General features: G+C 44.0%; 19 protein-coding genes. 15 read left to right on the top strand and 4 right to left on the bottom strand.

Annotation, left to right across the window (positions count from 1 at the left end):
- Positions 1-455 precede the first annotated feature (455 nt).
- The 13 genes from sirA (at position 456) to L2717_RS11020 (ending at position 15,642) form a co-directional block, all read left to right on the top strand.
- Complete coding sequence (sirA, locus tag L2717_RS11080; protein ID WP_220774573.1) at positions 456-2,522, top strand: dissimilatory sulfite reductase SirA; 2,067 nt, start codon at positions 456-458, stop codon at positions 2,520-2,522.
- A gap of 62 nt (positions 2,523-2,584) precedes the next feature.
- On the top strand, positions 2,585-3,025 hold the full coding sequence (locus tag L2717_RS11075) for a rhodanese-like domain-containing protein (RefSeq protein WP_220774567.1): 441 nt from the start codon (positions 2,585-2,587) through the stop codon (positions 3,023-3,025).
- An 80-nt stretch (positions 3,026-3,105) separates the two neighbouring features.
- Positions 3,106-3,888, top strand: a complete 783-nt coding sequence (locus L2717_RS11070; RefSeq protein ID WP_076499372.1) for an FKBP-type peptidyl-prolyl cis-trans isomerase — start codon at positions 3,106-3,108, stop codon at positions 3,886-3,888.
- Between the two features lie 82 nt (positions 3,889-3,970).
- Positions 3,971-4,630: a tetratricopeptide repeat protein gene (locus L2717_RS11065; protein ID WP_246611791.1), complete on the top strand. Its 660-nt coding sequence runs from the start codon at positions 3,971-3,973 to the stop codon at positions 4,628-4,630.
- A 258-nt stretch (positions 4,631-4,888) separates the two neighbouring features.
- Positions 4,889-5,380 (top strand): nitrous oxide reductase accessory protein NosL, encoded by a 492-nt coding sequence (locus tag L2717_RS11060; protein ID WP_220774568.1) that lies wholly within the window; start codon positions 4,889-4,891, stop codon positions 5,378-5,380.
- Between the two features lie 10 nt (positions 5,381-5,390).
- Positions 5,391-6,680: a nitrous oxide reductase family maturation protein NosD gene (gene nosD / locus L2717_RS11055; RefSeq protein ID WP_220774569.1), complete on the top strand. Its 1,290-nt coding sequence runs from the start codon at positions 5,391-5,393 to the stop codon at positions 6,678-6,680.
- On the top strand, positions 6,677-7,729 hold the full coding sequence (locus L2717_RS11050) for an ABC transporter ATP-binding protein (RefSeq protein WP_220774570.1): 1,053 nt from the start codon (positions 6,677-6,679) through the stop codon (positions 7,727-7,729). The genes nosD and L2717_RS11050 overlap by 4 nt, the downstream gene beginning before the upstream one ends.
- On the top strand, positions 7,726-8,604 hold the full coding sequence (locus L2717_RS11045) for an ABC transporter permease subunit (protein WP_220774571.1): 879 nt from the start codon (positions 7,726-7,728) through the stop codon (positions 8,602-8,604). Before L2717_RS11050 ends, L2717_RS11045 begins: the two co-directional genes overlap by 4 nt.
- Before the next feature lie 221 nt (positions 8,605-8,825).
- On the top strand, positions 8,826-10,109 hold the full coding sequence (locus L2717_RS11040; protein WP_220774572.1) for a winged helix-turn-helix domain-containing protein: 1,284 nt from the start codon (positions 8,826-8,828) through the stop codon (positions 10,107-10,109).
- A 325-nt stretch (positions 10,110-10,434) separates the two neighbouring features.
- Positions 10,435-12,549, top strand: a complete 2,115-nt coding sequence (locus tag L2717_RS11035; protein ID WP_220775041.1) for a M13 family metallopeptidase — start codon at positions 10,435-10,437, stop codon at positions 12,547-12,549.
- 138 nt (positions 12,550-12,687) lie between these two features.
- Complete coding sequence (locus L2717_RS11030) at positions 12,688-13,317, top strand: flavin reductase family protein (RefSeq protein WP_220775040.1); 630 nt, start codon at positions 12,688-12,690, stop codon at positions 13,315-13,317.
- Positions 13,318-13,767: 450 nt separating this feature from the next.
- On the top strand, positions 13,768-14,709 hold the full coding sequence (locus tag L2717_RS11025) for a hypothetical protein (protein WP_246611797.1): 942 nt from the start codon (positions 13,768-13,770) through the stop codon (positions 14,707-14,709).
- Between the two features lie 33 nt (positions 14,710-14,742).
- Complete coding sequence (locus L2717_RS11020) at positions 14,743-15,642, top strand: hypothetical protein (protein ID WP_246611796.1); 900 nt, start codon at positions 14,743-14,745, stop codon at positions 15,640-15,642.
- Positions 15,643-15,990: 348 nt separating this feature from the next.
- Here L2717_RS11020 and fre read toward each other — a convergent pair whose 3' ends face one another.
- Together fre and ubiD are read right to left on the bottom strand one after the other, a co-directional pair.
- The gene (fre, locus tag L2717_RS11015) at positions 15,991-16,701 is read right to left on the bottom strand and encodes an NAD(P)H-flavin reductase (protein WP_220774871.1); all 711 of its coding nucleotides are present in this window, start codon (positions 16,699-16,701) and stop codon (positions 15,991-15,993) included.
- Between the two features lie 111 nt (positions 16,702-16,812).
- Positions 16,813-18,294 (bottom strand): 4-hydroxy-3-polyprenylbenzoate decarboxylase, encoded by a 1,482-nt coding sequence (gene ubiD, locus L2717_RS11010; RefSeq protein ID WP_220774870.1) that lies wholly within the window; start codon positions 18,292-18,294, stop codon positions 16,813-16,815.
- 159 nt (positions 18,295-18,453) lie between these two features.
- Between ubiD and L2717_RS11005 the strand changes: the two genes are divergently transcribed.
- Both L2717_RS11005 and L2717_RS11000 read left to right on the top strand, forming a co-directional pair.
- The gene (locus L2717_RS11005) at positions 18,454-19,257 is read left to right on the top strand and encodes a hypothetical protein (protein ID WP_220774869.1); all 804 of its coding nucleotides are present in this window, start codon (positions 18,454-18,456) and stop codon (positions 19,255-19,257) included.
- A 181-nt stretch (positions 19,258-19,438) separates the two neighbouring features.
- Positions 19,439-20,107, top strand: coding sequence for a hypothetical protein (locus L2717_RS11000; protein ID WP_248938046.1), 669 nt, complete (start codon positions 19,439-19,441; stop codon positions 20,105-20,107).
- 91 nt (positions 20,108-20,198) lie between these two features.
- Here the strand turns inward: L2717_RS11000 and L2717_RS10995 are convergent, their stop codons facing one another.
- Positions 20,199-20,876 carry an SDR family NAD(P)-dependent oxidoreductase gene (locus L2717_RS10995; RefSeq protein ID WP_220773109.1) on the bottom strand — a complete coding sequence of 226 codons (678 nt, stop codon included), beginning with the start codon at positions 20,874-20,876 and terminating at the stop codon, positions 20,199-20,201.
- 88 nt (positions 20,877-20,964) lie between these two features.
- Complete coding sequence (accB, locus tag L2717_RS10990; protein WP_220773106.1) at positions 20,965-21,453, bottom strand: acetyl-CoA carboxylase biotin carboxyl carrier protein; 489 nt, start codon at positions 21,451-21,453, stop codon at positions 20,965-20,967.
- Positions 21,454-21,485 lie beyond the last annotated feature (32 nt).

The raw sequence follows: 21,485 nt of genomic DNA, 5'->3' as shown, positions 1-21,485 counted from the left end.
CAAGTGTTAAGTCATTATCAAGTATTAAGTCGTTAGCAATAAATTGATGGTTCGTTAAATTGATTTTTATATTTATATCGGCGATTCGCTATTTTGTTGTTCAAGGTTATTCGAATGCTATTTTAAAAAATGTGATCTATTCCTTTATTAATTTCTTTATTTATCTCGTTGAATACTTTTTAAAGTTAAAAGTTATTTTTAGATTATTTTAGAACTAAAAATGTTGTTTTTTGATCTAAAAAACTAATGGGAGATAAATGTTAAGCTAATGATTTTATTGTTTATTAATTAGCTGTTGTTATATTGATTTGTTTATAAGGATTTAATGTGCTCTAGCTCTGATTTTTCATCCTCGCCCTTCTTCATCATGCAGTCACTGATCAATTGTTTGTGTCGTTCCGAGAACAATTAAGTTCAGTGGAAAATATAAAACTAATGATAATTAGGAGTGAATGATGAAACGATGGAAATCCAAGGCGGCATTAAGTGTGCTGTTTTGTTTAGGCACTGTCGTCAGTGCAGTAGGGTTAGCGTCTGACGCTAAGTCTGCAGGAGACATCAAGCCCGGTTATGGCAATAAACAGCAAAGTGCAGAAGCACAAGCTATTATGGCCAATCCCGATGTAACAGTAGACTCTCGGGGTGTGAGAACCCTTCAGGACTATATCGTTCAAGAAAAAGAGTTATTTGACTTTTTGTTCGAAAACCATCCAGTATTTAAATATGCAGAAGCCGGCCGCCTAAAGGGAACTTATAAAGTCAGTGACCGTGGAGAAGAATATTTACACGGTGGTGACAGTCAGAAATATAGCCAACACCAAGAGGGTAATCGCCCTATGGCACTGCAATATCGACTTGGCGCTAAGTCGATATTGGATTTCCCTAATAAGTTTGTTGGGCCTGAAAAATGTGGTGAATGCCATGGTCCACAGTATGAAAAATGGAAACGTTCACGCCATTCTAAAACCTTACGCTTCCCTGGTAACCACCCAGAAGTGGAAAACGATATAGAAAAAACAATGTATGGCACTAAAGATACGTCTATTCTGCCAGATGGTATTACGCCAGACGCCATTTACGCCACAGTGGGAACACCAAGAACCAAATATGGCTTTATTGATGGTTATTTAGTTCGCGGTACTTACCATATTCGCGATGGTCTGCTTAAAGACGGTACGGGTACTATGGTGGCCGGTGGTAACCAATTCTCCCGCGGTTGGGCTGAATGGTTAACGCCTGAAATGGCAAAGAAAATCCAAAAGGTGGTGCCTAATTTTCCAACGACAATGGAAGAGTTCGGTGCTAGCGGTTCACATCAATGGGGCATGAGCTCATACGGCGCTAAGTATGAGAAGGAGTTTTTATTCCAACCTGCTAGCTCCTATTGCGAAATGTGCCATAGCTTCAAGTTTGACTTTAAAACCAAAGAAGAGTTCTTTGCCGCGTTAGGCAACCCTAAAGAACTGCAAAAACACACAGTTTCACTGGGTATTACCTGTGAAGAGTGTCATGGCGCAGGGGGTCACTTAGACGGTGGTATTGGCGGCGGCATGCCTTCAAACTGTGAGCGTTGTCACCAGCGGTTCAACTTTGTTGAAGAGCTAGCCCAGACACCTCAGGGTAAAGAAAAGCTGGAATATGCCTTCAACGTGAAGATGAAGTCATCATGCCCATCTTGTGGTACTGAAGGTTCGCAAATGTTTGCCTCTGCTCACTATGACAAAGGTATGCGTTGCTCGACATGTCATGATCCACATGAAGTCACCGATGGCGATTGGAAGTCTGGTATCACGAAACCTAAGTTAGTGAAAGAGTGTACCGACTGCCATGCTGCACAGGCTGAAATTGCTAACAATACCAAGACGCATGGTAAGCAAACCTGTCAAAGCTGCCACATGCCAAACATGGGAAGTTGTGAAAACTTCACTGCTATTCAGGTTCCTGACTTAGCGGGCTTTGATAACGTACGTAAATCCCACATGTGGAAAATTGATGTGGATCCATTACGTAAAACGCTCAATCCACCAGAAGGCAAGTCTCGCGACTCTTCTACTAAAGGTTGGACCGTGGCGAAAGATGAACAGGGCCATAACTACCTTGATTTAATGTGGACTTGTGCCCGTACCTCTGTGTCAGACCACGATGTGGTTGAAAACAAAGGTTGTCATAGCCAATTCCAATCAGAGTTGCCAGCCGGTCTGCATTTCAAAGACCAAATGGAAATCTACGGCAAAGTTCAGAAGTGGCAAAAGCCAGTGAAAGAAACCTTTGCACAAGTAGAGGAAGCACTCGCTCGTATCGATAAGTCAATGTCAAAGGCTAAGTTATCGACAGAAGACAAAGCGCAAGTGTTGATGTTTACCGATAAAGCCGAAGAAGTCATCAAGCTCATTCGAGATGATGGTTCATGGGGTGCACACGGTGCTCGTTACTCACTCAAACGTTTAGACGCAGCTTTGACCTATGTTACTCAAGCCCAAGCCATTATTGATGCTAAAGGCCTAAGTGCAAAAAAAGCCTAGTTTAATGTAAGTCCTAGTTATCCCCGACACCTCTGGGTGTTGGGGAATTTGAGAACCAGATTATGAATACATTACTGCGTCGCAGCCTTACTCAAACCTTAATGGTATTAGCCTTGGGTATCACGGCAATGCCTGTGGTGGCGGGTGGTGGCTCTGAGATGTCCGAAGTGCCTTATAACGAGATCGAACTTAACCCAATTTCAATGATGGAAGCTGAAACATTAGTGGGACAGCAGGGGGTTTATTTTTTTGACGTAAATACGCTGGAAATATGGGCGGATGGTTTTATCCCCGGGGCGGTTTTTTTCAATGTGCAGAGTTGGAGAGAGTTACTTCCAAAGAATAAAGATGCGGTGATGGTGTTTTATTGCGCCAATCGCCTGTGTACCACCAGCAATATGGCCGCCAGAGAAACCATGAAATTAGGTTACACCGGTGTGCGGCATATGACGGATGGCATTTTTGGCTGGCGCATGTCAGGCCGAGTCATTGAAAAGCCATAGTTAAAACAAGATTTATCGTCAGTTTAGTTTGCGGGTCAAAAAGTGAAACTCACAGGGTTAATTACTAAAGAGAACATAATATGAAAACACGTATGCCAACTTCTTTTATTCCAAAAACCGTCACAGTGGCGACCTGTGCGGCACTCTTTATTTCTATGGCAAGTTTTGCAGCGCCCAGTTTGCAAACCGATGCCGATAAAACCTCATACAGCATGGGGGCATCCATCGGTAATTACATTTCTGGTCAAGTCTATAACCAAGTTGAGTTGGGTTCAGCGGTGAATGTTGATTTGGTGGTGCAAGGTTTTATCGATGCTCTCAAAGATAAACAACAACTGACCGATGAAGAAGTGCTGACCTACCTTAATCAGCGGGCTGAAGAACTAAACGCCGCTAGAACGTTAGTCGCTGAAAAACAAATGGTAGAAACGAAAAAAGCCGGTGCTGCATTTTTAGCGGAAAACCAGAAAAAGTCTGGCGTTAAGGTCACTGCATCGGGTTTGCAATATGAAGTCCTCAACCAAGGTTCAGGTAATAAACCTAAAGCAGAAGATGTTGTGACGGTGGAATACGTGGGCAAACTGATCGATGGCACTGAGTTTGAAAACACCGTTGGCCGTAAAGAGCCGACGCGTTTTGCCTTGATGTCAGTGATCCCCGGATGGGAAGAGGGGATCAAACTGATGCCTAAGGGCGCTAAATATCGCTTTGTGATCCCGGCCAGTCTTGCCTACGGTGCGGAGTCAGTTGGGGTGATCCCACCAGAATCCACTTTGGTGTTTGATGTTGAGCTTAAAAATATAGAAACCCCGAGTGAAATGAAAGAGATAAAAAACAAAAGCATGATGCCAGGTCACAGTTAATAGCGGCTATTCGCGGTATTGATGATGATAACAGACGCTCAGTTTAGGGGATAAAATCGTGGTTCTAGGGTTAGGAATTAGCATGTGTTTGGGGCTGTTTGTTGCTTATATTTATTGGCAACACCGCCGCTTAAATCTTGCACAAGATATGGCGCAATTACCTGTCGTATCCGCTAAAGCACCTTTGTTAATGGGCGCGCTACTGGTGCTACTGACCCTAGCTATTTACAGCCAAACTGGCCGTTTTCACGATTGGAACCAAGGTAAAGTTGATGAAAATATTGATTATTTAGTCGCGGCCGATATTACCAAGGGGATTCGCTTGGTTGAAAAAGAGCCGCAAAATACCTTGGCGTTGATGTCTCTGGCACAGGCCTATAGTGCTGGTGGTTTGTATGCCGATGCGGTGCAAACCTTAGACAAACTATTACTGCTGACGGGTGAAGATGCCGAGGTGCTCGGCAGTAAAGCCAATGCGCTTTACTACCGCGATCAACGCCAAATCAGCCCTGAAACCACACAAGTGATCAATCAAGCGCTGGCTTTATGGCCTACAGAACCTCAAACACGCTTGTTACTTGCCACCGATGCCTATTTAAACGCTCGCTATAGTGAGGCCATTAGTCATTGGCAGCAATTGTTGGCAGAGCCAAGTGCTGATATCAATCGCGATACGATTTATAGCGCCATAGAGAAAGCGCAAATAAAATTAACTGAAAGTGCTGATACATCGAGTCATTAACCACTTTTAGGCAAGTTAATAACGATATTAATAACCTTTGATATTAAACAACCAGAGAGCTTTTTACGTCAGTACCCCGCGAGGCGGGTAATTAATACGCAGGTATGTGCCGTTTAATATCTGACAAAACTATGCAATTTAAAAACTTAATTTAGTTTGCGGGACGAATATTATTTTTATCAACCCTCGTCGTATGGGACTGTCCCTGCAAGGTGCCCTGACGAGGTGTTGATGCTTTTACTCAACAGGAGCAATAAGATGAAGATGTACTATGCGTTACTGCTGTTAATACCTTTGCTATTGACTGGCCATAAAAGCGAGGCGACCGAGCAAATCCACCAAGCCGAGATGATCCATGAACATGACCGATGTCATTTGTGTGGCATGGTGATCACTAAATACCCTGGCCCAAAAGGACAAGTACACCTCAAAGCCGACAAAATGGTGCCTAAATTTTGTTCTAGCCGCGATATGTTTAACTTTGCTTTGCAAAGCGAAAATAAGCGCCAGATTGATTATATGATGGTGCATGATGCCGCCACGACCAATTGGGACCAACCAGACGATAGTGCGTTTATCGATGCCAAAAGTGCATTTTATGTGTATGGCACGACTAAAAAAGCCGTGATGGGACCTGCGGTTGCTCCTTTTAGCACTCAGGCCGCCGCCGAAGCCTTTGCCAAAGAATATGGCGGTCGCGTGTTGACCTTCAACGACATTACATTAGAACTGTTGGCGGGCGATAAGTAGGGCTATAAAGATGAAGCTGCGTCGACTCTTTATTGGGCTGTTGTGCTTTGCCTCTTGCGGTAGCTGGGCAGCGCTCATTCGGGTGACAGATACTGATTCACTGACGCTGGCGCTCGGTAAGGCTCAAGATGGTGACACTATTGTACTGGCGACCGCGGTATACAGCGGCTCCTTTAGTGTGACGCAATCTATTCATTTAAAAGGTGAAGCTGGCGCTACCTTAGATGCACAGCGTCATGGTAGCGCATTAATTGTTGAAGCCGCCAAGGTGACTATTGAAGGGCTTAATATCCGTCATTGGGGGCGAGATCTCTATTATCGTGATGCGGGGATCTTGCTAAAGCAAGGGGCGGATAACGTGCTAATCACCGCCAATCGCCTCGAAGGTGAGGGTTTTGGTATTTATGGCGAGCACATAGATGCACCTGAAATCCTTGCTAATAGCATTAGTGGTAATGGCGCTATTTATGTATTGGATAGGGGCGATGGTATTTATCTTAAGCATGTTACTGCTCCGCAAATTCATAATAACCAGCTGATTTTCGTCCGTGATGGCGTGTATCTGGAGTCTGTTAACCACAGTCGCATTTCTGAAAATCAATTTACTAAGCTGCAATACGGTATCCATTACATGTACACCCAAACTGACGAAGCGTGGCAAAACCAAGCCATTGCCGTTGATGGGGGTTATGCCTTAATGAGCTCAACCGATATTTATCTGCACCATAATCGCGTAACTCAGGCGCGTGACTTTGGCATTTTGCTTAACATCACTGAGTCCTGCCATGTACAAGCTAACAGCATTAGTAATATTCATAATCCTAAGGGAACCGTGGAATTAGGTAATGAGGGGAAAGGTATTTTTATCTACGCAGCGCAAAATAATCGCATTGAAGATAACGAGTTTGGTCATAGCGATACGGGGATCAGTATGGCGATGGGCGGTGAAAAAAATCGTCTGTGGCGCAACCGTATTGTGGAAAATCAAACCCAAGTAAAATACGTGGGCGACGCGCAACTGGAGTGGAGTTATCAGGGGCAGGGTAACTATTGGTCGCAATATCAAGGCTGGGATTTAGATTCCGATGGGATTGGCGATCTTGTCCACCGGCCTAACGACAGTTTAGATAAACTATTTTGGCTTTATCCAGAGGCAAAGTTATTAATGGAAAGTCCGGTTGTGCTGCTGCTACGTTGGGTTGAGCGGCAATTTCAGCCCCAAGTGACAAGCGGTATTAGTGATAGCTTCCCTTTAATGCACTGGGACGAGCCTGTGCAAGTTGATCGAGTGTCGCGATGAATAATCAAGCGGTTACACACTCTGCGAATAAGGTGATAACGCATAGCGATATTGCCGTTAAAGCCATTAATGTCGTTAAGTCTTATAACCAGTTTAAGGCGCTGCAAGATGTGAGTTTTGATGTGTTAAAAGGCCAAGTTATTGCCCTTATTGGACATAATGGCGCAGGTAAATCGACGTTACTGAAATTGATTTTAGGGCTTATTGCCCCCACCAGCGGCCAGATTTTTGTGCAAGGCCACAATGTAGGAGCCATGAATGCACAGCAGCGTTTATCTTTAGGTTACTTACCTGAAAATGTGAGCTTTTATGACAACATGACCGCTTTGGAACTGCTGCAGTATTTCGCAAAACTTAAGGGCATCGCCCCTGCAAAAGCCAATACATTACTGGCCGAATTTGGTTTAGAGGCCGCTAAAAATCAGCGTTTAAATACCTTTTCAAAGGGGATGCGTCAGCGTCTTGGGCTTGCACAGGCGATATTAGCTAACCCCCAAATATTATTACTCGATGAGCCGACCGTGGGTTTAGATCCCTTAGCGTCGGCTTTTTTGTATCAAAAAATCGCGCAACTCAAAGCCCAAGGCTGCGCCATTATTATTAGCACCCATGAGTTAGGATTAGTGCAAGATCAAATGGAAAGAGCCTTGATCTTAGGTCAAGGCCGCATGCTTGCAGCCGGAAGCTTAGCTTCTCTTAGGGCGGCAACTGAGTTGCCCAGCCATATTTTTTTACATTCGTTATCCCAAGCGCAAAGGCAAGAGGTGTTAAGTGAGCCTATTTTAAGTGCCTGTGTGAACACCTCTTCGCAGCAGGGCTTAAAGCTGACCATAGCGCCCAGCCAAAAAGCCGCGGTATTATATCATTTATTACAAAAAATGAAGCTAGTGGACTTTTCTGTAGAGCCCCCGAGTTTGCAGGATGTATTTCATCACTATATGGAAAGTATTATGGATAGTGTTTGCGATGCTCCAGCGCCTATTTTATCCCCTACGGCTTTTCAAGCGACGAGTATGACGAGTGACCTTAAGCGGGAGTCGATGACATGAGTCAAACCGACGTTTTATCGGGAGGAAGCCATTTAAGCGCCCTGAGCATTATTAGCACTATCGCCGCGAAAGAATTTAAGGATAACCTACGTAACCGTTGGTTATGGATGATGACGGCAATATTGCTACTGCTTTCATTGAGCGTGAGTTTTATGGGCAGCGCTATATCTGGCAGCTTAACCATGTTTGAGCCTGCGCAAACCCTCTCTGGATTAGTCACTTTATCGGTGTTTATTCTTCCGTTAGGTGCGATTTTGTTGAGTTATGACAGCTTTGTGGGTGAGAAAGAGTCCGGCACTTTATTATTATTGTTGACCTATCCCTTGGCGCGCTGGCATCTGCTGTGTGGTAAGTTTTTAGGCCATGGCTGCGTGATGGCGATTGCCTGTATTTTAGGCTTTGGCGTGACAGGGCTGATGCTGGTTTTATTGGGTGATGCTAAGGTTCAGTTAAGTATAGTCAGCGGATTTACTCATTTAATCCTCAGCAGTATTTTACTATCATTAATCTTTATTTTGTTAGGCTATTGGGTCAGTTTGTGTGTGCGAGAAAAAGCTAAGGCATTAGGGATGTTGCTGATTTTATGGTTTGTACTGGTGCTGATATATGATCTGGTATTACTTACCCTATTAGTTGCAATAGCCGACATACTGAATCGCGAGTTATTTAACATTGTGATTTTATTAAATCCTACCGATTTATTTCGCGCCTTAAATTTGATTGCTAACCCCGCAGATACGCTCGTTGCGAAAAGTAGCCTTACACTAATAGCGCAAACAGGCTTTGGGCTGCCTTTAATGTATTGCTTGTTTGCTGGCTGGATTATCGCCTTATTATTTTGTTGTCATTGGGTCTTTAAACAGCAAGAAATTTAATTAGTATCTGCTACATTAGGTGGGATTTGCGCTTATTAAACAATAACTAAACTGAGTATACAGTCACAGTATTTTATGTTGTTAAAACGTAACATAAACTATATTAGCTCGGTGACGCTTTGTCACTCTAGCTTATGGGGAAAAACGTTGTCCTAATATGGTTGTCAGTGGTTAGTGCAATCATACATCATCAGTTTTTACTGATTTATCGGGCGCTTAACATGCATAAAATTACTGCTTATTTATTGTTAGATGAACAGGCTAAGCAATTAGTCGATCAAGTGCATGGTACATCCACCAGTTTGACCTTTTCTGAAGCGGCGGTGTTGGCATTATTACTGTCATCACCCAATGCAATTTTTACCAAGGAAGCGCTTTTAGAAGCTGGCTGGCCTGATCGCGTTGTTGCGCCAACATCCTTAACTCAGTGCATTAGTACCCTGCGTAAAAAGTTAGAACCCTATACCGAAGTGCAGTTAAAAACCATCGCCCGCCGTGGTTATCAACTGCATGTTTCAGAGCAATCCCATGTAAAAATGTTAGCGATAAACGATGCCGATGCTATCCGTGATGCCATTGTTGGGGTGTCTGCTTGGACTAAATTTGCGGGCATTGCCTTACTGTGCGTTATCTTGGCGATAGTCTGGTATGTGAGTGACCGCCATGCCATGGTTAAGCATTTAGTTAAGTGGCATGCCGATAAATTTATCAGTCTCAATATCGGTGGCACTGTTGGAACCGCGCAAATGTTTTACATTGGCGATGAGGAACATTTACACCCATCATTGTGGCAAAAACATTTAGCGCCTGAAGGTAACCTTGTTGACAGTATCAAACATTTCAGCGCCTTTGTGGCAACCGATGGCCGTAACTATTCAATGGCAATTTGTCCAGAGTTAGAGGCCGATGCCTGTAATGGCCGAGGTATCATTAATATCACCGCGCTAGATGCAAAACCCGCAGGCTTGAATATGGCCGAGTTCATTCCGCTCAGTCAGGAAATGGAGCAACGCATTCGCTACAACCGTATAGTGTTGCCAACTGATAGTGCCGCCATGGGTGAGCTGCTTGAGCATAATTACCACGCGGATATTTATTTCCCTGTTGCGGGCGAGCTGCTCGTACGTAACGATCTCAGTATGTCTCTTGTGTACGAAGGCAAAAATAAGGGTAAGTTTTATTCGACCTCCTGCATTACAGACCAAGATTGCTTAACGACACCGATTAAATACACTATCCGCGGCGAGTTTGAACAGTATCAAACTGAAATCAGTAACCTTAAAGTGGATGTATTCCACGTTAAAGTGCAGCAAAAAGAACTGACAAAGCCAGATGAAGTCAGCCCTTCTGCGATGCAGTTTTATCGTGAAATCCGTAAACACGATATCCGCGATGAAGACTTATTTTATTATCGTATCTATCAAAATGAGCAAACCGCGGTGTGGATCATTCCTCAAATGGGACAAGTGGTTGCATGGACTCAGTACTCAAAAATTAAGCTGTAACTCACCTATAAATAATATTGAGCCGACATCACGTCGGCTTTTTTTCGCCTTAAAATCATCATCTATCATGCTAACGTGCCTTTTTAAACGGCTAGATTAGGTAAAAATCGCTATTTTATATTAATTTTTTATCATAAAAAGTGGCTTTATTTTACATCTGCGCTCACAGCCAGTTACACTGCCAAGCCATTAGGTCAAGTGATTGAGCTTAGCCAAAAGAGTGGCGAGCGCTGAGCTAAAGCAGCCTAAAATAAGCTAGCCGTACAGTTAAGTTAAAGAGCTGTTGCCACGACCAAAATATAACAATAAAACAAAGGAATTATTCATGTCGGATCGTCTTATTCCCGTGTTGTTACTGTCTACATCAGTACTAACGGGACTCACAGCTTGTAATGATAACAGCCAAGAAAATACCGCAAAAACCAGCGAAACTGCACCTAAAAGCCAAGCCGTTGCGACCCAAATGCCTATTGGTATTAATTTAGCGGCCATGATGCCAAGCGTAAAACCCGGGGATGATTTTTATGCTTACGCCAATGGCGAGTGGATGAAAACGACGACGATCCCGGCCGATCGCTCCAGCACGGGTTCTTTTCTGGTGGCCTTTGAAGCGACCGAAAAACATAATACCAGCCTGATTGCGAAGCTGGTTAACACTCAGCACGCCGCGGGCAGCGACGAGGCGCGTATCGCCAACTTCTACAAGGCTTACACTGATACCGGCGCGATTGACGCCGCAGGAATGAAACCCGCCGAGGCTGATATTGCCCGTTTTGAGGCCATTAGCAGCAAACAAGATTTATCTGCGGTATTAGGCGCAAATTTACGCGCCGATGTTGATCCACTTAATGCGACCGACTTTTCTACCGAAAACCTATTTGGGATTTTTGTAACCCAAGGGCTTGCGACACCAGGCGAAGTATTACCCTATATTTTACAGGGCGGTTTAGGCTTACCTGAGCGCGAATATTATCTATCTGCCGATCCTAAAATGGCTGAAATTCGCACTGCTTATCGTGCCTATATTGAAACACTCCTTAAAGACGCAGGTGTGAGTGATGCTGCAGCCCGCGCCGATCGGATTTTTGCCCTTGAACACAAGATTGCCGCCGCCCATGCTAGCCGTGAAGCAAGCGAAGATTTTGTTAAATCTTCAGGGGTGTGGAGTCGCGCTGACTTTGATACTAAAGCGCCGGGCATAGATTGGGCTGCTTTTTGGGATGCCGCTCAGCTGGGTAATCAACCAAAATTTGCCGCTTACCATGCCACTGCAATCAGCGGCCTTTCTGCATTAGTGGCTTCAGAGCCGCTAAATGCATGGAAAGATTGGTTAGTGTTTCATCACATTAATAGCCATGCCGATGTGTTGCCATCAAATATTGAACAAGCTGCATTTGCCTTTAATGGCACTAAGCTTTCTGGCACGCCAGAACAGCGTAGCCGCGACAAACTTGCCCTAAGCGCCCTTGACCAATATTTAGGTGATGCCGTAGGCCATGCCTATGTTGAGCAATATTTCCCAGCATCTGCCAAGGCAGAAGTGAGCACTATGGTGGATAACATAGTGGCGGCTTTTGGTCAGCGAGTTGAAAAATTAGATTGGATGGACCCTTCCACTAAAAAAGAGGCCTTAGCGAAAGTAGCGACTATCGCAGTGGGCGTTGGTTATCCCGATAAATGGCGCAACTACGACAGCTACACGGTTTCTGCGACTAATACCTACGCCAATGCCATTAACGGCGAAAAAGTAGAATATGCCCATCAGTTAGCCAAAATTGGTAAGCCAATGGATAAAGGCGAGTGGTGGATGACCCCGCAAGTGGTGAATGCAGTGAACTTACCAGTGCAAAATGCGCTTAACTTCCCTGCGGGCATTTTACAGCCGCCATTTTTCGATGCTAAGGCCGATGCCGCTTACAATTATGGCGCAATAGGCGCTGTGATTGGCCATGAAATCAGCCACAGTTTTGATAACAATGGCGCAGCGTTTGACTCAACTGGCGCTATGCGCAATTGGTGGACTCCCGCTGACTTTGCCCAGTTTGCTAAACAAGGTGATGCGTTAGCCCAGCAGTTTGATGCCTATGCTCCATTCCCTGATTTACACGTGAATGGCAAGCTCACCTTAGGTGAAAACATTGCCGATGTGGCAGGTTTAGCCGCGGCACTTGATGCGTACCATGCCTCACTTAACGGTAAAGAAGCCCCAGTGATTGAAGGCTTTAGTGGCGATCAACGCTTCTTTATCGGCTTTGCGCAAACTTGGGCCACTAAAATGCGCGATGAAGCGCTGCGTGCTCGCGTTGCTACCGATGGCCATGCGCCCGGCATGTATCGCGCGCTGACCGTGCGTAACTTAGATGCTTGGTATAGCGCATTTGATGTTAAACCGGGTGATAAGCTGTATTTAGCCCCAGAAGATCGCGTTAAGATCTGGTAAAGCCTGCCTGATCAACAACGGTAAATAAGGGGAACGAGAGGTTCCCCTTATGCGTTTGGAGATCCTCTGAACAGTCTGTTTGGCGGAAGGATTAAGCCCTGTAAGATGGCTTTTATTATTGTGATTAAGGGATGAAGTATGACTGCTGATAACCGCTATTTTTACCAGCCGAGCAAAGGCCATGGCCTTGCGCACGATCCTTTAAATGCCATTATAGGCCCACGGCCGATTGGCTGGATTTCATCACGAAATGCCGAGGGGCAACGGAATCTCGCGCCTTATAGCTTTTTCAATTGTTTCAACTACAAACCGCCGATTATTGGCTTTGCCAGCGTAGGCTGGAAAGACAGTATCGCCAATATTGTCGAAACAGGGGAGTTTGTGTGGAACCTCACCACTCGCGGCTTAGCCGAGCAGATGAACCAAACCTCAGCTACATTGCCACGCGGTCAAGATGAGTTTAGCTTTGCCGGACTGACGGCTAAAGCAGGCACGATTGTTAAGGCTGATTTAGTGGCTGAAAGCCCGGTGAATTTTGAATGTAAGCTATCCCAATGTATCCAGTTAACCGCCGCCAATGGCGACAAGATCGATACTTGGTTAGTGTTAGGTGAAGTGGTGGCCGTGCATATTGCTAAGCATTTACTCAATGTCGAAGGGATTTATCAAACCGCCCTTGCCGAGCCCGTATTACGTGCCGGCGGCCCATCGGCTTATTATGGGATTTCTGAAGCATTACGTTTTGATCTACATAGACCTCAAGTGTAAGGGTTGCTCAGTCGCCACAGGGCTTTGGGTTTTTAAACTTCGTTTGAGTTTTGGGCATTAGTTTAACTTTTAACTTTTTAAATCAAAATCTAAGTCAAAGTCGTGGGGCTTCACCCTCTGATTTTTAATAAAGAGTCGACCAAGGAGGACTGCTCGTCCTATCAAAAACGTCCATGTTAAAGAGCCAGCTCGATATGTCCTTCAGCAACTTCGCAGGGGAAGATGTATCTTTGTGGTATTAGTGTTTTTTGATAATTATTTAAAAAAGAGTAATGGATGCCATTTCTTTCACAGTTCTATAAATAAGTGGCTTGATTTTGTTGCTAAATGTATTAGCTTTGGTCTAACTTGGTAGGATCGTTAAAGACGATAGTTTAAATTTTATATAAAAATTAACTAATCAATTTTCAATAGAGCTTACTTTACAAAACGATATGAAAGGGATTTTTTATGAAATTAAATCAGATATTGTCAATCTTAAATCAAATTGAAAAGTCTAAATTTATAACATTTTTAGATAAGTTATGCTTATCAGCTGCTTCTGACGATGAAGGTATATCGAAAGCATTAAATAAAGTAAATTGTCAGATTAAAGATGCTTCAGGTAGTGAGATTACTCAATTGTTCAAAGCCGTATCTTTACAGTATAAAAAATCTGTATATGAGAAGCTTTTATTATGTGACGCATCAATGGCATTGCTAGTAAATATTCTAACTCGAGATGGTAATTGCATTGCACGCATATCATGGATTGAGCAGCTTTATGCTCGTGAATGGGAAAAGTTAGATGTTTTAGCTAAAAAAATAAAACTAGAAATAGATAATAACTTTGCAGAAGATTATGGTCATGAACATCGTTTGAGTATATTCCATAATTGCTTAAATGTAGCTTACATGAATGATGAAAGAATTAATCGCCAAGCTAATATTACGGATGATGAGCGTAGTATTCTAAATGCGCTAGCACATCATTTGAAAATTTCAAAAGATGAGGTTGTGGCTATTGAACATATATCTGAACCAATCAAAACTGGAAAACAGACTGTCGAAAATTGCTTGCAAGAGTTACGAGATATGGGCGTAATATTTATTAATCGTAAAAGTTCAGAAGTACTTATTCCTGATGAAGTAGTATCCATTTTGAACCAGATACAAGGTAAGCAATTAGCTGATAAGCATTTACTGCGAATCCTGCGCGTTTTGTCTGATCCAGAGCTGTCTAATATTTTAAAGAGTTACGGTAAGCGTACTCGTAGTGTCAGTCGTAGTGAGAAAATTAATACAATTTTGCATTCAGGAATTGCAGTAAGAGATATGTTATCGCGTGATTTATATGATGAAACTGAGAGTCAAAATAAACGTAAGGAACGATTAAAGCAGCTAATAATATAACTTGATATTGATACAGAAAGAATCGGATTTACTTTGGAAGAGCGTATTATCGTTATTCTGGAAAGTTTAAATACGGCTTCTGACCATGAATTTGATGCTATCAGTGCAGTAGGTTTTAAAGAAATGTTTGATTCTATTGAGCAAAATTTTATAGGAGTCGACATTACTGGTCAGCCTGAGACGCTTTCACAGCGTATTAGGCAGGAGTTTGAATTAGAAGAAAATGAGTTAATTCAAGTTGAACGATTACGTGCACTTAACATTACGCCACATGATATCTTGTACTTACTAAATAATGATGAAATTAAAGTGCTCCGTGATTGCCTAAAGTTGTCAAAAAAGGGTAATCCAAGATTTAATATTTTGGAAGCATTTGCTAATGCAAACGATAAACTAATCGAAAACTATGAAGCACTGGCCAAACGTGATCTTTATACTCTTAAATCAATTGGTATTGAAATTTCCGAAGCGGAACTCGGGATTAAGTTTGAAGAGGTTACTAAAACAATATTAGAGCAACTTAATTTAGTTGTTGATGAGGACCTTCGAAAATCTATTAATACTACTAAAGATAAAACAGATATCATTATTTCGATCAGTGATGATGATATTATTATTGGTGAAGCAAAAACTTGTAAAAATGGAGACTTCGCCAAATATTCCACTACTTCAAGACAGATTAAAGCTTATGTCACCCGTTGTGAAAATCAGGGAAAACGAGTTGCACAGGTACTTATCATCGCACCAAGTTTTTCGCAGGATTTCATTGACTCAGCAGAGATGGATACAGAGGTCAATATTTCACTATTGACGGCTGAGGGATTGAAGCAAATTCTAGATGCTTTTAAAGCAAAACGAAGGCCAAACTTTTCTGCCAGACTGCTAACCAAAGGTGGTTTACTTAAAGCTGAACTAATTGCGAAAAGTATTTAGAACTCAGTAAATTTAACAAGCTACCTACTTTTGAAGTTTCTAGATATATGGTTGTAAAGCATTCAGATTCAGGAGAGCTTTAAGGAGATTAAGCACTGGCATGTAAGTGACCGTTGGCGGCATGGATGCCGCCGTCGAGCCTATAGGGATATATTTACGGCGAGTCACTGGAATGACGGTGCTTAATAATTACATCATTCGCTGACTTGAAAAATTTCTAGATCTTTAGAACACACCAATAAGTGAAATACGGCGTGACGTATAAAACAAAACCCCAGTAAAAACTGGGGTTTATTATTTGAGCCTATGCTGGCAAAGGTTAGCCAGCTAAGCTAACAAATCAGCGCGTTATTTGATAAACGCGAACGCATCACCGTAGAGATGCGCTTCCTCTACACCAATCTCGCGGAAGATTTCCCGTGCTGCACCTACCATGTCGAAACGGCCGGCGATGTAGATGTCGTAGCCATTTAAGCTGACAAAATCTTGTTTGATTTGCGCTAACAGATTGGCGGTTTTACCTTGCCAATTAGCGGGGGCTTCTTCGATGACAGGGATAAAGTGCAACCAAGGGTGAGCGTCGTGCCACTCGCGAGCGATGGTTTCAAAGTACATGGCATCTTGGGTGCGACAACCCCAATACAGCATGGTTTCAACCTGTTGGTCTAGGGCAATTTGTTGCTCAACGATACTCTTAATATAAGAGAAGCCTGTGCCACCCGCGATTAATAGGCGAGGGCGAATGCTTTCGTGACGCAGGTGGGCATCGCCGCCGGGGGCTTCGATGTCGATAGTGCTGCCGTCAATGGCGCAGGCTTTTAAGTGCTCAACCACTTGCATGGGGTAGCTTTCGCTCACCGCGGCGCCAATGTGCAGTTCGATAAACTCGGCGTTGGGGGCTGACGCGATAGAGAAGGGGCGTTTATCTTTTTCGCCCATGACAACACATAGGTATTGCCCCGCTTGAAAATCGAAGGCGGTTTCAGGTTTTAATAATACTTGATATACGGCATCATTAAATGGGCTGACTTTCTCTATCTTACAACGTATGGTTTTCATCAAACTTCCTTTGCACCTTTCTTCAATGTTGTTGACTAGGTGGCGCTTCGCGGCCGATTATTGGCCTATTTTCTTGGCTTAAGGGTTACTTGAGCAACGGCTTAAGTTGAATTATAGGGTTGGGCTGTCGTCTATGCCTAACTCATCCCAGATTGAGTCGATCTTTTGTTTTACTTTGGGGTCCATCACAATGGGTGTGCCCCATTCACGGTTGGTTTCGCCTTCCCACTTATTGGTGGCATCTAGGCCCATTTTTGAGCCTAAGCCGGCAACGGGTGAGGCAAAATCAAGATAGTCAATCGGGGTGTTTTCGATCATCACGGTATCGCGTTTAGGATCCATGCGGGTGGTGATTGCCCAGATGACATCCTGCCAGTCGCGGCAGTTCACATCTTCATCGACGATAACAATAAACTTGGTGTACATAAATTGGCGCAGGAAAGACCATGCGCCCATCATCACCCGTTTGGCATGTCCCGGATATTGTTTGCGAATGGAGATCACTGCCATGCGGTACGAACAGCCCTCAGGCGGCAGATAAAAATCAACAATCTCAGGATATTGCTTACGCAAAATTGGCACAAACACTTCGTTTAATGCAACCCCCAGCATGGCGGGTTCATCCGGTGGACGGCCAGTGTAAGTGCTGTGGTAGATGGCATCTTTACGCTGAGTGATGTGGGTCACGGTAAATACCGGAAACTTATCGGTTTCGTTGTAGTAACCGGTGTGATCGCCGTAGGGGCCTTCTTCCGCCAGTTCCTCAGGGTCGATATAACCTTCGAGGATGATTTCGCTGGTGGCGGGCACTTCTAAGTCACAGCTTAATGCCTTGCAAACCTCGGTACGTTCACCGCGCAGTAAGCCGGCAAAAGCGTATTCGCTCATAGAATCTGGGACTGGGGTCACTGCACCTAAAATAGTCACAGGATCGGCACCAAGAGCCACCACTACAGGATAACGTTCACCGGGGAATTGTTGTTTAAAATCAGCAAAATCGAGCGCGCCGCCACGGTGGGATAACCAGCGCATAATTAGCTTATTTTTACCGAGTAATTGTTGGCGGTAAATGCCTAAATTTTGACGACTCTTGCGTGGGCCCTTAGTGATGGTTAAGCCCCAGGTCACTAATGGTGCAACGTCGCCCGGCCAGCAATGCTGAATGGGCAATTGGGTTAAATCGACCTCATCACCGGTTTTAACGATTTGTTGGCAAGGGGGATTACGTACTGTTTTAGGCGGCATGTTCAAAGCTTGCTTGAACATAGGGATCTTAGCGATCGCGTCTTTAAAACCGCGTGGTGGTTCGGGTTCTTTTAAAAAGGCCAGCAGTTCACCCACTTCGCGCAGTGCTAAGGGGTCATCTTTGCCGAGTGCCATTGCCACCCGTTTGGGTGTACCGAACAGGTTAACCAACACCGGCATCGAGTGATTTTTGGGATTTTCAAACAAAAGCGCAGGGCCTTTGGCGCGTAATACGCGATCGGCGATCTCTGTCATTTCTAAATGAGGATCAACTGGGTAGCGAATGCGTTTGAGTTCGCCGTTGGCTTCTAAGTGATCAATAAAGCTGCGTAAATCCTTAAAACTCATGTGGAAATAGCCTCTGCAGTGAAAATCCATGTGGCGCGCACTATAGCATTTTTATGTTTTAGGGTTAACCAATTCAGTGATCTTCAGACTTAGGAAGCGTAAAATGATTATCAGTAAGTCACGATTTATCTCGCTTACGCCCTTTATTTCGAGGTTTATATGAATATTTCTACAGGTTTTTCTCACGAAAAGTGTGTTCAAAGTCAATCAGCTAGCGCGCATAAACGGCCGCTAACGTGTTTGGTTTTATCGCTGGCTGTAGGGGTATCACTCTTGAGCGTGCTGAGTGTGTCGACTACAGCGGTTGCCGCTAATCGAGGCTATTCGGAGCAAAGCGGTCATCGCGATAGCCATAGTCGTGGCGCCAGTCATTACAACAATCGCTATGACAACTACGGCAATCACTATGACAATCGTTACGCGCACGCCGTTAACTATCGTCCCTATTATCGACCTTATTACCCTTGGGGTTTAGGTTTAGGATTTGCAACTGGCTCGGGCTGGAATGTCGGTTATGGCGTGAACACGAGCTGGAATAATGATTGGGGTTGGAATTCGCGCCATGCTTATGCACGCAATTACTGGAACTCGCCCTATTCGGGCATAGGCTTATCTATCCCTATGCGCGACGACGATGAACCTGTGGCTATTTCTGCGCCTGTACGGGTGACAACCAGTATGCAGTATTCCGCAAGTGAAGGTCGTATGGTATCGAGTATGCCAACAAGCGTGCCTGCAAACCCGACTACACAAATGGTGCAAAGTTATAGTGATAATGCAGACGCCGTTACAGCCGGTAATAATGCCGCAACGCCCCGTCAGCGCGTGGCGTACAGTGTGTCTAGCTTGCCGAGTAATGCCAGAGTTGTGCAACAGGATGGTCGTACACTTTACGAGTGGCAAGGCGCACTTTATGCCTACGACTGGAGCAGTCAAACCTATCAGGAACAACCCAGAAAGTAACAGTGAAAGCATTGTAAATCAGTTATTTAATTATATGTTTCCTCATTTATATTTGTAGAGTTATAAAAATATAAATAAGAGATACTCTGTCGATATTATTGACTATTACTCACTGTAATAAATGTGCTTATTTTGACTCCAACCATTTTTATTTAAATGATTTATTAATTAGAGTTTTGATATGTTTAATGATTTTAAAGTGCAACTCACAACTTTTGACTGGAATGGTGTCTCAGGTTTAACCAATATTTTAATGGTATTTTTAACGGCGTTCTTACTCTATAGCCTACGCCAAGGTTCTAAAAATATTAAAGAATCGGCGCTTTCACGTGATGCAGATATTTTGCGTTGGGCTATGGCTGAAATGGATATATTAAAGCCTGCTATTCGTGTGCTGACGGATGCCCATAAACGTATTGCGTATTGCCAATGTACAGATAATCATATTAAAGAGTTTGAGTGTAATTGGACGCCAGAAGAGCTTTTAGCAGCACAAGAAGTGAGTGTGAAATTACAGCGAGTTGGTTATATGGCACTGCACAATTTGATCTCTCGTAATCATTTTATGAATATCTGGGGGCCAATGTATTTGTCTACATGGTATTCGCTAGAGCCTTGGGTTAAACACAAAAGACTCGAGATGGATGAACCCCTAACTATTGAAGAAGGGGCTTATTCTCGGATGTATCTAGAGCAGTTTGCTCAGTATTGTGAAGTAAATATGCCAGATGTTTTAGTGAATAATGAGCGGCGACGCTTTAATCTGCCGGAAATTATCATTAAGAAGCCGCTAATATCGAGGCATATTAAAAAGAATTTCAGACGTTCAACTGAAAAACTTGATATCTAAATTATCCCTTAATATATTCTCATCAGTAATTGTCCGTGATGATTAACGAGCGATGCACTTGTTAAACATTCTGTCTTAGCATTACATCTGGCTAGCCCCTTTGTATGGTGATATCGGCGATATAACCATGCTGGGTGGCGATTAATGCTTGTTTAAGCATTCCTGCCGCTTCATCGGCCGACATAAAATTTGTGGTATCTAATGTTTTACCGCTACTTGGCCAAAAGCCAGTGTCCATACCGCCAGGATACACGGCAATCAACTTCATTGGGCTTTGTTTAAGCTCTAAACGTACCGACTCGACAAATCCTCGCACCGCCCATTTTGCCGCGCAGTAAGTTGACTCACCCGCCTTGGCTGCGAGCGCAGCAGTGGACATCACTATTACCACAGTGACCGCTTGATCTTTATAGCGTTTCACTAGCTCGCGCACTAACAGAATGGTCGAGGTAACATTGCTATTGAGTAGGCTTTGAATATCGCGTACGCCTTGGGTTTCAATCGCACCAAAATAGCCGCTGCCTGCACAGTGGATAACGGTTTTGGGTGTCGCAGTAAGACCATCAAACAGCGCTTCGAGACTCGATTCACTGGTGAGATCGGCGGCGATCGCGGCAATCGATTGCGTAGAAAAGGGTGTTAATGCATTGGCGACAGTGTGCAAGCGCTCGGTATTGCGCCCTGTAAGAGTCAGTGGTTCATTCTCTTTAGCATAAAGTGCGGCTAGGGCGGCACCTAAACCACTGCTGGCGCCGGTAATTAATATCATAGTGACCTCGGTTAATACTGCCTTTGCTTGAAAATCGCTGCTTAAACCCAGCTCTGCGGTGCGTTTCAATTCATGCTAAGGCGAGCGGTTAGATTAAGCTAAATAGCGGTTGATCAAATACGATTTCATCACCGTCTTTTACCCAAATAGCGCGGATTACGCCATCGCGTTCAGCTTGAATGGGGTTCATCATTCGCATCGCTTCGATAATGCAAATAACTTCACCTTTGCTGACCCTTTGGCCCACTTTAACCAGCGGTACATCATCGGGCTCGATTGCCGCATAAAAAGTGCCGACCATGGGCGAGACTTGCACAAAACCTTCGGTACTTGGCGAACTTGCTGTCTGCGAAACCGCTGTCGGTGAAACATGGCGCTGGCTAGTCATCTTTGCTTGTGCGCTCATCGGCGGTACTTGTGCTGCGGGCATAGATTGCTGCGTGGGTATATTAGCTGGCATAGGGCTATAGCGGGTGATACGAATCGATTCTTCACCTTCGGTTATCGCCAGTTCTGCGATATCCGATTCTTGTACTAATTCAATGAGCTTTTTAATTTTACGAAGATCCATTGCCATTTTTTGCCCTTGCAAAGTACGCTATTGAATAG

Source organism: Shewanella glacialipiscicola (genome assembly GCF_023283485.1).
GTDB classification, from domain to species: Bacteria; Pseudomonadota; Gammaproteobacteria; order Enterobacterales; family Shewanellaceae; genus Shewanella; species Shewanella glacialipiscicola.
This window is presented reverse-complemented; position numbering and strand designations above follow the sequence as displayed.

Excerpts from the sequence above, each read along its gene's own strand:
- L2717_RS11060 (WP_220774568.1), top strand. The coding sequence starts at position 4,889 with ATGAAGATGTACTATGCGTTACTGCTGTTAATACCTTTGCTATTGACT.
- L2717_RS11050 (WP_220774570.1), top strand. The coding sequence starts at position 6,677 with ATGAATAATCAAGCGGTTACACACTCTGCGAATAAGGTGATAACGCAT.
- fre (WP_220774871.1), bottom strand. The coding sequence starts at position 16,701 with ATGAAAACCATACGTTGTAAGATAGAGAAAGTCAGCCCATTTAATGAT.
- nosD (WP_220774569.1), top strand. The coding sequence starts at position 5,391 with ATGAAGCTGCGTCGACTCTTTATTGGGCTGTTGTGCTTTGCCTCTTGC.
- L2717_RS11075 (WP_220774567.1), top strand. The coding sequence starts at position 2,585 with ATGAATACATTACTGCGTCGCAGCCTTACTCAAACCTTAATGGTATTA.
- L2717_RS11040 (WP_220774572.1), top strand. The coding sequence starts at position 8,826 with ATGCATAAAATTACTGCTTATTTATTGTTAGATGAACAGGCTAAGCAA.
- accB (WP_220773106.1), bottom strand. The coding sequence starts at position 21,453 with ATGGCAATGGATCTTCGTAAAATTAAAAAGCTCATTGAATTAGTACAA.
- L2717_RS11065 (WP_246611791.1), top strand. The coding sequence starts at position 3,971 with ATGTGTTTGGGGCTGTTTGTTGCTTATATTTATTGGCAACACCGCCGC.
- L2717_RS11000 (WP_248938046.1), top strand. The coding sequence starts at position 19,439 with ATGTTTAATGATTTTAAAGTGCAACTCACAACTTTTGACTGGAATGGT.
- L2717_RS11030 (WP_220775040.1), top strand. The coding sequence starts at position 12,688 with ATGACTGCTGATAACCGCTATTTTTACCAGCCGAGCAAAGGCCATGGC.
- ubiD (WP_220774870.1), bottom strand. The coding sequence starts at position 18,294 with ATGAGTTTTAAGGATTTACGCAGCTTTATTGATCACTTAGAAGCCAAC.
- L2717_RS11070 (WP_076499372.1), top strand. The coding sequence starts at position 3,106 with ATGAAAACACGTATGCCAACTTCTTTTATTCCAAAAACCGTCACAGTG.
- L2717_RS11025 (WP_246611797.1), top strand. The coding sequence starts at position 13,768 with ATGAAATTAAATCAGATATTGTCAATCTTAAATCAAATTGAAAAGTCT.
- L2717_RS11035 (WP_220775041.1), top strand. The coding sequence starts at position 10,435 with ATGTCGGATCGTCTTATTCCCGTGTTGTTACTGTCTACATCAGTACTA.
- L2717_RS10995 (WP_220773109.1), bottom strand. The coding sequence starts at position 20,876 with ATGATATTAATTACCGGCGCCAGCAGTGGTTTAGGTGCCGCCCTAGCC.
- L2717_RS11005 (WP_220774869.1), top strand. The coding sequence starts at position 18,454 with ATGAATATTTCTACAGGTTTTTCTCACGAAAAGTGTGTTCAAAGTCAA.
- sirA (WP_220774573.1), top strand. The coding sequence starts at position 456 with ATGAAACGATGGAAATCCAAGGCGGCATTAAGTGTGCTGTTTTGTTTA.
- L2717_RS11045 (WP_220774571.1), top strand. The coding sequence starts at position 7,726 with ATGAGTCAAACCGACGTTTTATCGGGAGGAAGCCATTTAAGCGCCCTG.